This is a genomic window from Paenibacillus sp. FSL H7-0943, from assembly GCF_037963265.1.
GTDB lineage: Bacteria > Bacillota > Bacilli > Paenibacillales > Paenibacillaceae > Paenibacillus_AQ > Paenibacillus_AQ odorifer.
In genome coordinates, this window is sequence record NZ_CP150148.1 from 6666558 (window position 1) to 6684108 (window position 17551).

The following is a 17551-nucleotide window of genomic DNA, read 5'->3' on the forward strand; positions in this document are numbered from 1 at the left end:
TGTTTCTCCTGTGATTACATTTTTCTCATATGACTTTTTGGTGCCTCGTTAGTAGCGCTCCGTCTTATACCATTTGGCTTCTCTTTTGAAGATGAGGTCTTTCAGATATAGATATAATCCGTTAGCCGCGACAACCATCCACAGCTGGCAATAAGACACATACATCAACATTACAATCCCTAGATTGGACAAGCTCATCTCGCCCTTTTCTGTCGTTAGCGTGATGAAGGTCCCCACAACGAAAAGAATAATAGCGAGCAGCCATAAGAAATTACTAAGACCTGCAATAGTAGTATGCACATAACCCAAAGCATGCAGGATCAGCAGCACATCCGAGGTGATTAACGACAGCAGCAGCAAGAAGTAAATGGATAGAAAATAAAGAATATCGAACCGCACCTTTGCGGCCGATTTATTGAACAGCAGCGGAATATTTTTGACAATGACATAAATATTGCCCTTCGCCCAGCGGGTTCGCTGCTTGAACCAGACCTTCAAGGTCTGTGGTTCCTGCTCCCACGTGACGGATTTCGGCTGGAACTTGATTTGGTAACCCATCATATAAATCCGGAAGCTGATTTCTGTATCCTCGGCTATCGCTTTAACATCCCAACCACCGATGCTTTCCACAATTGACCTGCGCATAATGAAATTGGTTCCCGGAATAGTGCAAAGCTTGAACAGCTTCCAGCGTCCCGCTTGAGCCATCCATTGAAAGGATAAGGTCTCAATATTAATGAACCGGGTCAGTAAACTTGCATCACGATTACGGGTCCGGAACTTCCCAATCACCGCACCGAGGCTGGAATCATGCATGATCTCAGCAACCAGATAACGCAAAGCTGTTTTCTCCGGAGTATTGTCGGCATCATAAATGGCGATTAGCTCCCCTTTACAGCTGGTAAAGCCTATATTCAAGGCATTGGATTTGCCTTTGCCTCCTGTAACTGCATCCGTATTAATGACTACCAGCTGACGCCCCGGATTTCGGGATTGTATGCCCCCAAGCAGCTCGGCACTGTTATCAGAGGAGTTATCATTAATCACAATAATCTCATACCGATCTTGCGGATAATCCAGCGCCAGCAGAGATTCAACCGTCTTACAAATCACTACCCCCTCATTGTGAGCGGGAACCATAATTGAAACAAAAGGATATTCGCCCTCTATCTCTGGTATATCCTCATTTTCGGATTTAATATAATATAGATAGCCCGCGATAATGAGGGTCACATTCACCAGCAGCAGAGACCAAATACAGATCACCGCAATCACCATCAGCACGTCTGAAATCGTCATAGGGCCCTCCAAATCACGATTAGTTGTCTCATTTCAAAAACTTTCTGCGATATAACCGGTATCCGATCATTAACAATCCGCCAAACAGCAGCAGAGAAATCATGATCACAACAATAAAAAATTGATTCTGAATATTAAAAAGTCGGGTGAAGCTCTTTTGCTGCTCCTCTGTGTAGCGATAATCGCTATCCACTGTTTCCGGTGTATAGTCCAGGCTTAGAGGTTGTCCATTAATAGAAATCATTCCATCTAATGAGGAGATTGTGTTCTGATCAGTAACGACCTGATGCTCTTCTTGCTTATAATCGGCAAAAGAAACCCAATTCCGTTCCAGACTTTGCAGCATTTCTTCAAGCTGACGCTCATCCTCGGGCATGTCGACGGTGATTACAGTATCCATCGGCAAATGCGGTATCACTTTATTGGATGTATGCAAAGCTTGAAGAAATTCCAGCGGAACGCTATATAAAGAGGATGGAAAGGATTTAGAGGTGTCGCTCTGCTCCATATAATCAATCTGTTCATCCGGATATAACACCACAGAATCAAAAAAGCTCATCCCCGCTTCTGAATACTCTTTGTCATACGACCAATGCATTTCCGCTCCGACTCCAAGCGGCCCAAGCCCGTTTTCGGCCAACAGATTGATGAAATCATTCATCTTTCCTTTAAGCGTATGGTCACTGGAGCTTATCGTTGGCATCACCACTGGGGCATTGACCAGAATGCTTCCATTGTTGGATTGCACACTTTTCATGGCCACTAAATAACGCTGCATGGCCGGATAATCGGTATTGCTGAACACAGGCCGCACACTTGCAAGAAACGGAATCCCCAGTTGATACAGCCGCTCACCCGTTTCTGCCAGCAGTCGCAGATCGGAGAAAGGATAGATTTCTTTGATCGCAAGGTACATTTTAGGAGCAGCAGTGATATGGAGCCAATCCTTCAGAACATACGCCATCCCCAGCGTACTGACATTCCCTTGTTCAAAATATGGGGCATATGTATCATTCCCCTTACTCACAGCGTACGGTGCTTGCAGACCCTCCTCCGCAAAAGAGAGTTGCCCGAAGGATTTGACCGCCTGACTCGCTACAATATAAGGCATATCCTGCACCTTAGCTTGAATTCCGGAGAACTGTCCGATTTCGAGCTCAGCACTCCCGTCATAGATCACATCAGTGGTTAGCTGTAACGCCTTCATTAGACTAGCGGGTGGGTTGTACCCGATATGCAAATACTGCCCCTGATAATGCTCCCAATCCTCTATGTAGGATTTATTCGTGATCGAAATATCCGCTTCGTTACGGACCATGATCACTCTGGAGTAATTTTTCAGCATCCCCTGCTCGTATTGATCTAGGCTTCGAAGTGTAACCTTTGTCGAGTAAGCTGCCAGCAGACGTTGAAGTTCAGTCACATTTCCATTCTTAGAGGTCCCCTTGGCAAGGCTGTCATAGAGCAGTAAGACTTGTTGTGGCGATGCAGCAGATTGAACAGGAGTGGCGGGCAGCAATAGGATGGTTAAACTCAGCGTCAGCAGCAATATACAGTATAAGATCCCTCTGCGCTTCAAACACTCACATCCTTTTGAGGCTTTGTAAATGGACTAGACATGGTGGGGCTCTCGTTAACCGGCTTTTTGCGATTTTTGGAGAATCTGCGTCCGATCACACTAGATACTGTCAAAAAGGTCACCAAATCAAAAGATAAAGTGAACAAGAATTCATGCTTGGAAATGTCGGCATCACCGGCACCGATAATCGATACAAAAATGCCTGAAAGACCAATGCCTATCGTAGCGACAATCAATACCATCCGCTGCAATCCTCTAAAATTGCGTGCCTTAATGGCTGTTACGAAGGAAGGCATATACAGACCGATGACAAGCACTGTCCAAAGGAAGATAAAACCTATCGTTCGTGGTGCTAAAGCCTTTTTCAGCTGACTGTATCCAGTAAAAAAGTGACTCTGTGCTCGAAATTCCTTCCCAACAGATTGCTCGTAATTGCCCATCGCCGCTGGTTTGATCGAGAATGCACTTTGAGCAGCTACATTAAGAATCGAGTTAAGCTGATCCGGATTCGATATATAGTATTTAAGGATCGAAACAAATCCGTAACGACTGTAAAAGTTCTCTTGGAGGATCGGTGAATTCACATCAATAGTTCCGTATTTCTCGTAGTAAATGCTATTTTTCAAGATGGCATATTGTTCATCAATATCGAATGACTTCAATGCCTTCTCCGGATCGGAGGAATCCTTCAGCACCCCTCGGGTCATGGCATGGAACTGGTTAATATTCACGAACTCATCCGAGATATTCAAATAAGTGAACACACCTGCGAACAGGATCAAAGCAAGGGAAACCAGGGTCAGAATACGAAAGATCTTATCCCTGCGAATCCAAAGGATTGAACACCCCAGAACCGCAATGATTATACCCACTGGCGCATTTTGCTGTTTGGAAGTAGTCAGGATGATCGTACTGATCAAAAACAGGGCCAGCAGCACATAGTCATTGTATCTTTTTTGATATAACAACAACCAAGCTGCGAACATAGTAATCATCGTGATCATCACGACGCTCTCACCGTAAAAGGAGTTGAAATAAGCGGTATACCCGGTATCTCCAAATATAAAAATAGCAATACCTGCAGTGACCCATCCCTGCTTGCGGGTCATCCCCCATGTAATAGCCTCTATTAATAAGTAGATCGCCGCAACATATAAAATCGTGTAAATGACTGCTTGAAACCGGATATCGAAAACCTCGCTGCTAAAAAACAGCTTATTAAGTCCAATGGCCAGCTGGATAAATAGGGACTGTGAAGAAAATAATGTCGCGCCATTCTCATTAAAATATTGAAAGATTCCATATTGCTTTACAAAATAACCAAAGTATTGCTCGTCATAATCCGGCAGATTGAAATAAATTCCGTTACTATAGATGCTGCGAAAAAAATCACCATTATCCGCCATTCCGACATACGGGGCGGTAAATAAGGCGATGATGGTTATAAGCAACACTCCAACAGCAGTGATAAAAGCCGGGGACAATGGCAACGGTAGGTTAGCGAGTGTCATCCCCTGCCTCAGAGGTGATTTCACCGTGTTGTTTATCATGCAGATTCACCTTCGTTACTATAGGTTTAAATTAATAGACATAGGCCAATGATGCCATCAGATTGTCAAAGGAATAGGCTTGGCCACTAGCTACATCGCCGAAGCCTCCATACAGTGAGCTGCCGGCATCGGTTATTCTGAACTCGTTCATTCTTTCAATGCTTTTGCGATAGAGTGCATCGTCTCCGATCTCGGCACCAATCATAGCCGTAATGGCGTAAATGGCTGTTGAGCGAATATCGTTAAGCGGCTTTCCCTCACGCGAATATTGTCCATATAATGTGCCAGCCTCGACCTGCTGCTTGATAAAATTAATGCTGGAGGATTTCTGCTGGTCTACCTCTGCCAAAGCCAGAATAGACAGTAGCGATTCTACTGTATTGATATTCTCCGAACTATAGGTTCCACTCTCATAATTAAACCTTGTTTCATAGAAGGGAAACTCATCTGATAAATAGCCATCTTTCAGAATAACGCTCATATTATTCAACAAAAAGTCACGAGATTCTCCAGAAACCGACAATTTTCGCATTGTACCTAAATCAATATAACATAAAGTAACGAATGTGTTGGTTTTTTTGTAATTTTCATCATAGAAGTCATACATATATCCATTTTTTACATTATAGTTATAAAACCTCTCACCATACTTAGCCGCTTCTTCTGTATATTGTTTATCTCTAAACGTATCCCCCGCTTCATAAAGCGCACGAATGATACGTAAGTCATCAACTGCAGCATTCACAGGATATAATTTCTGCTGTTTAGGGCTATACCGGTAGCTAAAACCACCCTTCATATCAAAGGTTTGCTTAGCCAGCGCCCATTCTTCTGCAAATCGCTCTTTCTCACCACTCCGTACGGCTGCCAGCATCCTCAGAGAGGCAGACTCACTTAGAATCTCATGGCCGCTTGCTGCTTCCCCGGATTGCTCTGTTTCAATTAAATTCGTATAAACACCGGACGAGCCGGTAAGCTTCGTAACAATAAATTGCTCTAAAGCATCCAATTCCTGTGAAGGGTCCCCCATATCATTATTAGCCGAACCCGTAGGATTCGGTGGCTCTGTTGTATGAACATTCGCGGAGGGCGAGGGTGTTGATGCCGGCATTGCTGTTTGCTCGCATGCTGTTAATGCTGTAAAACCTGTAAGTACCACTATAGCAACAGCTATCTCTTTCCTCAAAAAATCACCTCTCTAAGCATCTGCTTATATTGCCTAGTATTATCTATAACGGTAATATACATCACATCCTTAATCCAAATGTTAAATTTATGAAACCATTAGATGAAAAAAAGGAGGCATCCACACGCCTTCTGACGAGCAGATCCTCCTTTTTCTGTAATTTACTTACTTTATTCCATACGTTCCCAAAAACGATGGGCAGTAATGGCCGCAACGAAGCTAGCCGCAAAAACTTCCCCACCATCGCCTATTATGACTCCCGGACTGCTTCTATGTTCATCTGTTGCAAGCAGCTCAGCAAGTATTGTCGTCATCGCGATAGGTTTAAAATGTGCATAGGCTTGGTTGAGGAATAACGCGGCATCTTTATGGAATTTCTTGCGTTCCGCATTTCCACCCGCCGCATAAATCACATCGAAGAGCACCGAATCTGTAGTGGACAAGGTATGGATGACTTCAAGCTCTGTGCCGCTTGAGCCTTTAATAAATCCAAGCTTATCACTGATTAGCTCCGGTTGTATCCCAGCTCCCATAAGCGTTTCCAACACAGGCATTACCGCAGCTTCATCAAAACCATCTCCGATAATCACGCCTACTTTCCGCGTGTTGGGATGTTTTTTCGTATTAGCCTGACTTAAGGCAGGGGAAGCTTGAGTAACCTCGGAACCGCCAACTTCTGGAGCCGCTACTCCAATGGCTTCTGCCACAGGTACAGCAAGCTCGGAGGTAATGTTAGCAAGCATATTTACGACCTGCTGTCGGACCGACTTACTCTTAACCTTTCCAAGCTCAAAAGAATAAGCTTCGATAATATGCAATTGTTCCGGAGGGCTCATACTATTCCAGAATAACTTGGCTTGTGAAAAATGATCCTCAAAGCTTTTACTCCGGCTCCGTACCTTACGGCCCTCAACCTTTTCTTGATAATGCACATAACCGCCTTCTGCCTCTGGGACAGGTCTCGGCGTATTTTGGGCCAGAGAATTATTATGATAACTCACAGTGCCCTGATTAATCGTCTGCCGCCCATATCCGTCACGCTGGTTGTTGTGGAAAGGACACACCGGTCTATTAATCGGCAGTTCATGAAAGTTAGGACCCCCAAGCCGAATCAGCTGGGTATCCGTATAAGAGAACAATCTGCCCTGAAGTAGCGGGTCATTGGTGAAATCAATCCCTGGCACTACATGTCCAGGGTGGAAAGCCACCTGCTCCGTTTCGGCAAAAACATTATCCACGTTGCGGTTCAAGGTCATTTTCCCAACGATCTGCACGGGCACGTCTTCCTCTGGCCATAGCTTTGTAGGGTCCAGCACATCGAAATCAAACTTGAATTCGTCTTCTTCACTAAGAAGCTGAATGCCCAGCTCGTATTCCGGAAAGTTGCCGGCTTCAATCGATTCCCATAGATCACGGCGGTGAAAGTCAGGGTCCGCTCCAGATATTTTCTGTGCTTCGTCCCACACCAAAGAATGTACACCAAGTACTGGTTTCCAATGGAATTTAACAAAATGCGCTTTCCCCTGTTTATTGATCAGACGGAAGGTGTGAACTCCAAACCCTTCCATCATCCGGAAGCTTCGCGGAATGGCGCGGTCAGACATCAGCCACATCGCCATATGGGCCGATTCCTGATTATTGGCGATGAAATCCCAGAAGGTATCATGGGCTGATGCTGCCTGAGGCATTTCATTATGCGGCTCCGGCTTAAGCGCATGCACTAAATCAGGGAACTTAATCGCATCCTGTATAAAAAAGACCGGCATATTATTGCCTACCAAATCATAATTTCCTTCTTCGGTATAAAATTTGGTCGAGAAGCCCCGGGCATCCCGCACAGTTTCGGCCGAACCCCGTGATCCTGCTACCGTTGAGAACCTGACAAACACCGGGGTCTTCACGGACGGATCTTGAAGGAATTTCGCCTTCGTATATTCTTTCAACGATTTATATACTTCAAACTCCCCGTGGGCGGCAAATCCGCGTGCATGCACGATCCGCTCAGGAATCCGCTCGTGATCGAAATGGGTCATTTTTTCCCGAAAATGAAAATCCTCCAGCAAGGTTGGCCCCCGGTCACCGGCTTTTAGGGAGAACTCATCCTCGGACACTTTCAATCCCTGATTGGTTGTTAAAGCGTGACCTTCGTCCTTACTGCGAAACTGTTCCAGTTGCTCATTTTTGCTATTTCCGTTCACTTTTTGCTGTTCACTCATTAACAATGGCTCCTTCCGAAAGGTAGAGTAACGATAATATTCATCTCTTACCCTTAAGGAAGGAACGGCAAACAAAAAGAAGCGGAATTCCGAGAAGCCATTCTCCCGAAAATCCGCTTTACTCGCTTATCACTGACCTAACCTTTAATTCTCCGATACGTCTCTTCATCCGAAACAATATATAATCTAGCCTCTTTAGGAATAGGCTGGTCCAGCTTGCGATTGATGCTAAGGTCACTACGATCCGAGAGTAAAGTTGCACCTTGAAGGAGCAATTCCTGAAACGCCTGCCCATAGGTCTTCCATGCACTATTCACTGGAATCTCATAAATATCATCCCCATACTGGCGGCTCAGCAGCTGCGTAATCACCTCTGAATTCCCCTCTTGCAGAGCGGATCGGACTGCCAATCTAGAAATGGCATCATGCGACAGAACGAATTCATTGACCTGAACATGCCTGAAATTCTGTATATTCTTCTCCTGCATAATTTCTACGGTAGTATGTACTTGTGGCGCTATGCGCTCAATGCTGGAGGCGATAAGCAGAGATTTCCCGTCAATTAGCGATGCTTCATCAATCCGTGTGTCTCCGAACACAATGGCTGCCCTAGCTTCGTGTATGTTAGCTTTAAGGAGAATCTCATCGCTGGAAGCATCACCGCTTACAAAGTGGACCTGTTCCATATGCTCCAGCGGATGCCGTCCTATCTCATCAATGATGACGATATGACATTTAGGTGAATAGCATAACACCTCATCTACCGCAGCTTGCGCTTTCTTACTCCAATTGATTAATATCACATGATCCTTTCCCCGGAAGCTCAATGTTCCTGCTCCTCTCCTTCTCTGCACCTCTGCAATAGAGTCAATGACCTTGCCAATAACCAAGCTGAGAAGACCAATCCCAAAAATATATAGAAACATGGTGAATAGCTTACCAACTACCGTCTCGGCAAAATAATCCCCATACCCAACGGTGGCCATCGTTGTCATAACCCAATAGAAGGCATTAAACCAGTTGTGGAAAGTACTCGGTTCAAGCAGGTAAGCTATCGATGCGCTAAGAATTATAAAGATCAAAATAATCAGACCGATCGACCGTTTGCGTAAACGCATCATCCTGGTGGATATTCTCAGAAAAAAATGCATCTGCCATCCCTTCCTCACATTAATAAAGCTGCCTCTCGAGGTTATTACTGAGGGCAGCCTTATCCATGTCCATCTGCAATTTTTGAACTAAACAATCAAACTGCTGACTGCAAATGCTGTGCCGATAAACACCAAGCAGAGCATAGTGCCTACTGCCACATTGCCTTTTTCCAGATGTTCTGAAATTTTAAAGCTTGGGGTCGCCAATTCAAAAATCCAGTAAGCAGCGATGAGGCATACATAACCGACAGCAAACCAAATGATCATATGCAGAATAGAGGTATTCGTATACGCCGCTACTCCAATGATAATTGCTGTAGCGAGAAATTTGCCGCCAAGCGCTAGAGCTACAGCCACATTTCCTTTTTTCAGCTCTTCCATATCCTTGAACGGGGTCATCAAGCCAAAGATAACCATACCCAACAATTGCAGAAGAATAATCACAAATATACTGACTATTAAATTAACAACAATCGTCACTTTGCCCACCCCCGAAATTTCGCATATGCCGAGTCATAATCGGCGAAATCATGTACTTCCTCAAGGACTACGGAAGCGGTCTTTTCTTTCTCTAATGCTGCATAACGCTCATCGTCTATCGGCTGCTTGATCCGGTTGCCGGAAGGCAGCTCGAGGACGGCAAAGTTTCTTGTCTTCTCATTATATTTTGTCTTGTATACTCCTACAAGATCAACATCTGTAGTTACCGATACCTTAAGGTTGGTAAGATCCTCGACTGCTGTTTTTTCATCGGGATACGATTTAATGGTCGTCCAGGAAGAGAGGCGGACTTCATTGCGTTGGTCGGCATCTGTGATCAGCTCAGCGTCCATGAACTGCAGTGTCCATATTTTATCGCCAGTAGCATAATTCTCATCATTCGGCAGCAGCTCATTATCCGGCAACACCGTCATATCGCTACCAATTAGATCACCTACAGTACTCTCCACAACCCGGTAATCCCAAGGTACCCGTGCAACACTGTCAGAAGTTTCAGCAGTGCCTGAATCAAACACACTCCCCTGATTACTGGAACATGCACTAAGCAGCAATACCGTTAGAAGCATCATACATAAAGCCCCGATCCGGGCCTTTACTAATCTAGTAGACGACTTGTTTATAGCCTTACTTTTATCCAACTATCTCACTCCCAACGCGATAAAATGACTGGCATTGCCCGTAATCAGTCCGCCAGCCCGGCCGAGCAGCCCACACGGCTTCCCATTAATGACGAACATGCCTGTCAGTAGGTGGAATTCACCTTCGGCGGTGTGTATTCGGGCTAGTTCAGCTCTTTTTTGATATACAGAGGGAAAAAGCTGACTGCTATCATAACCCTCTTCGTCCTCAATTTCTAGAGTTCCACTATCGTCAAAGAGACGTACAGAACCGCCTTCGCGGCCAAATACAGATTTGGACACAAAGCTGCCAGAGAACACAGGCTTATTATAAGTCGGCAAAATATAACGTGAGATCGCCTCACGCTCTTCATTGTCAAATAATAAGCCAAGCTCATACATTCCCCACACAGCTGCAATCAATCCCTTAGACTGCAACAGGATACTGTGCGGTCCATTAAAAAGCTGAAGATTTCCCTGCTCAACAGCATAGGCAAGTGCATCTCCACCTTCATCGACGGCCATCCACTCTTTAGGATATAGGGCGAACATCCGCTTTATCACCCGGTCCTCCCCGTCCTTCAGAATGCCCTCATCGACCCACAGGTCGAGACAGTCCACACACTGAATAGTAAGCCCGCTATGTCTGGCCAAGGCTTCAATCGTACCCGAATCTTCAAGATGAGAGCCATAAGCAACACAAGCTGCGGTATCTGGACGTTCTATCTGCCAGGCTGCGGCAAGTTGTTCCTTCATCGCATGATTTGGACTAGTCACACCCGCCTGTTCACAGATCCAAGGTGTTGCTATGGAAGCCTCCACATAACCTGTAGGTGTATCGGCATTCAGTTCCAGAAGCTTGATGGTTCCATCATTAGCTATCGCAAAATCGAACCTTGCATACCGACTGATTAGACCTTCTTCCGGAATAGGAAACCCATCAAGCATCTCCCAAAGAACAGGAGGAATGCCCAACAGCTCATACAAATCGCGTTTTAGATGTATATACCGAACCGCTTTATCGAGGATAGCCCACAGCTTTGCGGAGGCTTCCTCAAGCTCTTTATAAATGTCGCTGCGCATCACAGCTATTGCATCCATCCAGTACTCTTCTTCCTCTAGATCTGCCCAAGTGAACCCAAGCTCATGCAGCGCTTGTACCCGTGGGCCCCGCTCCAGATCAGACAAATCCAGAATCTCAAACACGCTCTGCTGATCACTCATCCGCCGAAACCACTCTTACTAGAACCAGATCTCGATGAAGATTTCGAGCCTGAGCTTGATTTAGAGTTCTTCGAAGAGTTTAAGCCACTGGAAGTGCCACCGATTCCGTTCTTTGAAGAGGAACCTCTTCTCGTGATGGAACCCGTGGATGAGGTTGAGGTTTTAGGTTTCACTACAGAACCGGGCACCTTTTTATTCTGGAACTTTTCGCTGCTATAAGTAGGTGGTTTATAAGTGGTTCTCGTGCCCCCATAATAGGTAGGACGGTCCTTAGCCCATCCTCTGGAGGAGTAATTGGCACCGCTGTTAAACAACATGTGATACAGAAGCAAATCCGTCCAGCCAAAACCTGAATGATAACCGCCATAGTTATTCACTACCGTTGTTCCGTTTGAAGTTACTACGCCTTGGCCTTGCTCCTCTACCTCTTTCGTACCTTCTTCGGGGTAGGGAATATTCCAATCCACATTTTTATCAAAATAAGCTTTAACCTCTTCATTAGACCAAGAGACTAGCTGTGGTTCGCCCGCAGAAGTATTCGCGCTAGCCCCCGCTCCGCCAGGAATAAACATAGCATTCGCTAATAAGGCTATGCCTAGCGATGTTGATAATACACGGATGGGTTTGCCATCTGCGGTAAATAATTTTGATGCAGGCAATTCCTTATCCCTTTCTTCTTTAGCCATCGTAAGGTTCTCCTTCCCTGATGATCTTCTATCCCTCAGTGTGCATCGGAACAAGCAAAAGCTCCAGCTTGCCCTCATCCACATTCAGTCGTCCTTCAACCGCCTCATATTCCTTACTGCCCACCACTATATAATTGACATGTTCAAGTGCAGTTATCATATTCATGCTCCACGTACGCTCTTCAATCACTCGTAGATCACCTTCTGGCATTTTTTCGATTAAAACTACACTCATCCCGTTATCCATTATTACCATTCCTTCCTTATATCTGCTATAGCATCTGATACGTTTTTATCACCTTTTCGTTTCAGTTCTAAGCTTGTATAGATTGCCCAGCATTACTTTTGGAATAAGAACGTCTATATAAAAGGAGAACTCCTAACGAACACAAGCTGACAAGGAGCAACAGTCCGTATACATGCTCATAGGCTTTTGCCGGCGCAAGATCACGCTGAGCATGCAGCAACAGCCCACAGACCGCAACAGATACAGAACCTCCAAAAAACTGAATCAGTTGTAAAAGCCCCATACCTGAACCAATCCAAGTTCGCGGAAGAACCCGAGAAGCTTCATTATTTAAGGATGCCATTGTCGCCGAGAAGGCCGGAGAGAAGCAAAGATAACCAAGCAGAAGAACTACAGGAGATACAGAAAGGTTCAGCGCAAATGCAGCCATAACAGCGGCAAGAATACAATGCCCTATGATTAAGAAGCGCAAGTTGCCATACCGATCAATAAAACGTCCAACAAAACGGGTAAGAAATGCAGATAATAACGCACCTGGTGCGATAAACAAACCAATCATCAACGCGGATTTACCAAACAGATTAGCGAGCACAAGCGGCATCAGGAACAAATTCCCCAAGTTCAGCACCAGAATACAAAAGCCTATGGTAACTAGCTTCAAGTATCCCGGCATTTTTAGCAGCTGCGGGTTAATAAAGGATTCCTTCGCCTTCTTCAAATACCAAGCGTGCACGATAATAGACACTACGCCCACTGCCAACCATACCAGAGATTGGGTAGTTACGGCTACCAGCAGACTTGCCGCATTTACTACGGTCAGCGCCGCCCCAATAACGTCAAAGCTTGCAGGCTGCGGCTGTTCCTTAGGTAATAAACGCAGTAGTACTGGCAATACAACAAGCACAAGGCAAGTAATTCCGAATAACCCGTTCCAGCCAAAATACTGACTGATGACACCACCAAAAATCGGGCCCAAACCAAAGGCCATTGCACTCCCTGCGGAGATCATGGCGATAGCCGCACCACGTCTTTCAATAGGCACATAACGGCTAGCCAGTACGAGACCCAATCCAGCCATCGCACCCGCGCCAGCAGATTGTACTATTCTCGTTATCAATAATGTATTAAAGTCATGCGCAAATAATCCAAACACTGAGGCCAACCCAAGAGTAATTAAGCCAACGGTCAAAAGTCTCCGAATCGGCACAACGTCTGATAAGCGGCTATAAATAACCGTCGATAAAGCATATCCAATCGAATAGCTCGAAATTACCCATGAACCTAGATCAGCAGAAATTTGGAGATCCTGAATAATGGTTGGAAGTGATACATTAAACATCGTTGTGTTCATCACTACGATAAAAAGGCACACGGTCCATAATGGCATGACTACTTTATCATTCATTACTACTTTCTCATTCATTCCTATCCATCCCTGTCCTAATTTATCTATACAAGCTTATCTAAGTTTATGCCTATAAAATCAGGATGGCAATTGGAATAGGGGGATTTAGACTATTTACGCCACATCAATCCACACAACAATTCAAACAACTCCATGTAGTTGCGTGGATTTTTGCCCGTTAATGTATGAATGCGATTAAGCCGGTAGTTCAGTGTATTTCGGTGAATATTCAGCTTCTGTACAGTACGATTATGGTCCCCATTCTCAGCAATAAATACTTGCAGTGTTTCAATCAGGCCTGTCTTATCGCCCGACTGATCCAGTAGAGCATAAATCGTCCCGGACCGTTCTGCCCCGTCATAGGAGAGATGAATTAAGAATCTAAGTTCTTCATAAGTGTACAGTATCTTGAGCGGGTCGACTCTACTACCAACACTAATCGCCGCCTGGGCCTGTTCAAGTGAATAAGCAGCTAACTCCTCTGCTTCGCCAGAACCTATTCGCCCCACATTCGCACATGAATTTAGTTTTCCTATGAGCTCTTTATAAAGAAAAACATCCGTTATAAAAAAAACCGCCTTATCATTCTCCAAATTCCAGTAATGTGGATAGGACCTAAATACATTTTTGAATTCTTTTCCGTTCACATCGCCTTCCACTAGGATCGCCCAGCATTTTTTCTTAAGATCAAGCCCATAGCTGCCCGCCCGTTCCAGAAACTCAAGATCATATGCTTCTTTACGATAAGACAATTCATGATAAAATTTCACACGTTTTACTCGCTCATCCTGTTCCAGCTTGTTCCTTGCTTCCTGCTCAATAAGTAATATAGTAGTGACTCTGACCAGCTTACTAAACGGCCTAACCTCATCTGGATGTCCCGTAATACCTACCACACCCAAAACTTTATGATCTATAATAATGGGTTCATTCACCCCCGGCTTCATGCCGCTGCCATCCTCGTACACTTCAAAGACATGCCCACTTTGAATGGCTATTCTCGCTCCCTCATGCAAGGTTCCGACCCGTTTGAGATCTCCGCTTCCTACAATAAAGCCGCTCTCATCCATAACATTAATGTTATACGGAACTACGCTCATCATTTCTTGTGCTATTTGTCCTGCGAGTGATTTCGATATCTTCATGTCTGTACCTCCTGTTCCTTTATATTCTACTCAGAAAGCTTCTACCTTAAAAAAGAAAAAAGGGGCTGACTCCGTTCAGTCAGCCCCTCTATCACTTTGTATAATTCAATCAGCTTCCTTGGTTCAGCATGACTAACCTAGCCACATTCTCAGCCGTTCTTTCCAGATTCTCTTGCCCTTTATTCAAGGCATCCTCCAATGAAGCTGCACCTGGCATGATCCCAAAAATAGCATCGATCCCTTTATCATACAACACTTCCGTCTGATCGCCGATCCGTCCCGCAAAAGCCAGCACAGGTTTATTATATTTCTTAGCTACCTCAGCAACGCCAAGCGGAGTCTTGCCATATTGGGTCTGGAAATCGATGCTTCCTTCCCCGGTCCACACCATGTCCGCCTGCTGCACTTTTTCTTCAAGTCCAGTATAGTCGATCACAAGCTCAATGCCTTTTTTTAATATTCCGTTTAAGAACACCACCAGTCCTGCCCCAAGGCCACCCGCTGCACCAGCACCAGGCATATCTATAATATCGAAACCCAATTGCTCTTTGATGACACTCGCATAATGATGCAGATTGCTGTCCAGCTGTTTGATCATATCCGAAGTAGCCCCTTTTTGCGGACCAAATACATTGGAAGCCCCGGTCGGACCACATAATGGATTCGTAACGTCGCAAGCCACTTCAACCTGTACTTCCTTAAGGCGAGGGTCAAATCCACTCAGATCAATACGGGCTAATCTGCCGAGCTCACCACCACCAAACAACAGCTCATTGCCTTCGGCATCCAGCAGCCTGCCGCCTAATGCCTGCACCATCCCGGCGCCTCCGTCATTGGTGGCACTGCCACCGATACCGATCAGCAGCTTGCTGACCCCACGATCCAGACATGCTTTGATTAATTGTCCTGTCCCGTAGGTGGTTGTAATCAACGGGTTACGTGTCTCAGGGGATACCAGCTGAATACCACTCGCACTAGCCATTTCCAGCACCCCTGTCAGCCCGTCTCCTGTGATTCCGTAGGATGCGCTAACTTCATTGCCCAGTGGCCCTTTAACTTTTGTTATATATACTGTACCTTCCGTTGCATCGACCAAGGACTGCATCGTTCCTTCGCCGCCATCTGCCATGGGTACATGAATACAAGTAATATTAGAATTTACTTTATGAATGCCTTTTTCCATGGCTTCACAAGCTTCTTTGGCTGTCATGCTTTCCTTGAAAGAATCCGGTGCCAATACGATGACAAAGTCTTTATTCATAGAATATCCGTCCCTTCTAGTTGCAAATATAAATTATAGGATGAAGCCGTATAATATAGTGGCGACGATAGCCATCGTCAGACCCACGAGACTTTCATAAGGAATCAGTGACATCCGGTCCTTAATGTTCATCTTAACGGAATCTGCGGTCACGTGGAAGAAGTTACCGTGTGGCAGATGGTCAATAACTGTAGCCCCGGTGTGCACCATAATTGCTGCATTTAGCGGCGCTGTGCCCATCGAAAGAATAGCGGGACCAAATGATCCGGCCGCCACGATAGAAGCCGTAGAGGTTGATGCTGTAGCAGCCGCCATCAGGATCCCTGCAATTGGCGCAAGGAACGTTCCGGAAATCCCCATAGCCGTTATTGCATCTACAACAGTAGCACTCAAATCCGATTTCGAGATAATACCAGCGATAGCACCAGCACCAATCAGGATAATGGCTGTACCTGTCATTTTATTTAACCCTGAGGTTGTAAAAGAAATGATGTTCTTCGTTTGTTTCATAGCAATCAATCCAATAATGCCGGCAAGAGGCAAGATGATCATAGAATCGACTTTAAATGATTTCAGCAATTCAATATTTAGAATATTTCCGATTGGGTTAATGGCTAGAAGTAAAATAGCGACAACTGGAGCGACGATGGCACGGCCAAAGCTAGGTTTAACCTTAGTACTGTCTTCCTCTTTAGTTACAACGTCGCCCTCTGCAATTTTCACACCTTTGTTGACCAGCAGATTAGCAATAATAACAGTGACAATCAGACCCGCAATGGCTGGGATGAATCCATGAATCATGACCTGAGCCAAATCTACATCAAAGCCTTTAGCTACGGCAATGGTGTTCGGGTTCGGTGAAATAATGTTACCGGCTTTACCGCCACCGACCAGTGCGAGCAGCAAAGCGGTTTTGGAAATGCCGATCTTCTTACCTACGGACAAAGCGATTGGAGCGACAATAATGATAGCGACTGTGATGAATACGCCTACCGCTGTAATAATCATAGTTGCCAGCGCTATAGATAATAACGCTTTCTTTTCGCCAAGCTTATCTACTATGGTCTCGGCCATTCGTTCGGCTGCCCCTGATTCAATCAATACCCCGGCCAGCACACCAGCTGCGAGAACACGTACAACTGCACCCATAACACTATTCGTTCCGTCGATGACATATTGTACTGTCTCTGCAATGGATGCCCCGCCTAATATTCCTCCGGCAATCGCGCCTAAAAAAAGTGCGTAGACCGGGTTAACCTTTTTGAAAATCAATACGACGGCCAGAATCAATCCCGCAATCGCGCCCATCCAGTTAATTACTGTGCCTTCCATCTCTAGTTGCCCCCTAGTATAAGAATTTGACACTATACAGTGTGTAATTTGATAACGCTTTCTAAACTGAGTATACTGCGCTTACAAACCCAATAATATTGACGGGACAACCTATTTTTTTGTGCATATGCACAAGCTCTGAGCATGAGAAA

The 17551-nt window shown here is 45.2% G+C and carries 15 protein-coding genes; all 15 read right to left on the minus strand.

The genetic code is table 11. The features are described from left to right. Positions 1–48: 48 nt before the first annotated feature. On the minus strand, positions 49–1299 hold the full coding sequence (locus NSQ55_RS29180) for a glycosyltransferase family 2 protein (RefSeq protein ID WP_076181903.1): 1251 nt from the start codon (positions 1297–1299) through the stop codon (positions 49–51). A gap of 28 nt (positions 1300–1327) precedes the next feature. Then, positions 1328–2878, minus strand: coding sequence for a hypothetical protein (locus NSQ55_RS29185; RefSeq protein WP_339170428.1), 1551 nt, complete (start codon positions 2876–2878; stop codon positions 1328–1330). Continuing rightward, positions 2875–4428: a hypothetical protein gene (locus NSQ55_RS29190; RefSeq protein ID WP_076276275.1), complete on the minus strand. Its 1554-nt coding sequence runs from the start codon at positions 4426–4428 to the stop codon at positions 2875–2877. Before NSQ55_RS29190 ends, NSQ55_RS29185 begins: the two co-directional genes overlap by 4 nt. A gap of 31 nt (positions 4429–4459) precedes the next feature. Beyond that, complete coding sequence (locus tag NSQ55_RS29195) at positions 4460–5614, minus strand: glycosyl hydrolase family 8 (protein ID WP_256720957.1); 1155 nt, start codon at positions 5612–5614, stop codon at positions 4460–4462. 170 nt (positions 5615–5784) lie between these two features. Further along, the gene (locus tag NSQ55_RS29200) at positions 5785–7830 is read right to left on the minus strand and encodes a catalase (RefSeq protein WP_339170434.1); all 2046 of its coding nucleotides are present in this window, start codon (positions 7828–7830) and stop codon (positions 5785–5787) included. Between the two features lie 137 nt (positions 7831–7967). Continuing rightward, entirely contained in the window at positions 7968–8981 is a 1014-nt protein-coding gene (locus NSQ55_RS29205) for a potassium channel family protein (RefSeq protein ID WP_076181897.1), read from the minus strand. Between the two features lie 87 nt (positions 8982–9068). Then, a complete protein-coding gene (locus tag NSQ55_RS29210; protein WP_038573772.1) occupies positions 9069–9461 on the minus strand; it encodes a DUF350 domain-containing protein in 393 nt (130 codons plus the stop codon). Next, entirely contained in the window at positions 9458–10051 is a 594-nt protein-coding gene (locus NSQ55_RS29215) for a hypothetical protein (RefSeq protein WP_232061559.1), read from the minus strand. The genes NSQ55_RS29210 and NSQ55_RS29215 overlap by 4 nt, the downstream gene beginning before the upstream one ends. Positions 10052–10120: 69 nt before the next feature. After that, positions 10121–11323 (minus strand): glutathionylspermidine synthase family protein, encoded by a 1203-nt coding sequence (locus tag NSQ55_RS29220; RefSeq protein WP_076181895.1) that lies wholly within the window; start codon positions 11321–11323, stop codon positions 10121–10123. Then, positions 11320–12009, minus strand: a complete 690-nt coding sequence (locus NSQ55_RS29225) for a hypothetical protein (protein WP_076124098.1) — start codon at positions 12007–12009, stop codon at positions 11320–11322. Before NSQ55_RS29225 ends, NSQ55_RS29220 begins: the two co-directional genes overlap by 4 nt. Before the next feature lie 28 nt (positions 12010–12037). Further along, a complete protein-coding gene (locus tag NSQ55_RS29230; protein ID WP_036682196.1) occupies positions 12038–12256 on the minus strand; it encodes a hypothetical protein in 219 nt (72 codons plus the stop codon). A gap of 67 nt (positions 12257–12323) precedes the next feature. Beyond that, positions 12324–13679: an MFS transporter gene (locus tag NSQ55_RS29235; RefSeq protein WP_248548928.1), complete on the minus strand. Its 1356-nt coding sequence runs from the start codon at positions 13677–13679 to the stop codon at positions 12324–12326. A gap of 92 nt (positions 13680–13771) precedes the next feature. Further along, positions 13772–14806 (minus strand): sugar diacid recognition domain-containing protein, encoded by a 1035-nt coding sequence (locus NSQ55_RS29240; RefSeq protein WP_339170441.1) that lies wholly within the window; start codon positions 14804–14806, stop codon positions 13772–13774. Between the two features lie 109 nt (positions 14807–14915). Beyond that, entirely contained in the window at positions 14916–16067 is a 1152-nt protein-coding gene (locus tag NSQ55_RS29245) for a glycerate kinase (protein WP_076222377.1), read from the minus strand. 33 nt (positions 16068–16100) lie between these two features. Further along, complete coding sequence (locus tag NSQ55_RS29250) at positions 16101–17399, minus strand: SLC13 family permease (protein WP_076218260.1); 1299 nt, start codon at positions 17397–17399, stop codon at positions 16101–16103. Positions 17400–17551 lie beyond the last annotated feature (152 nt).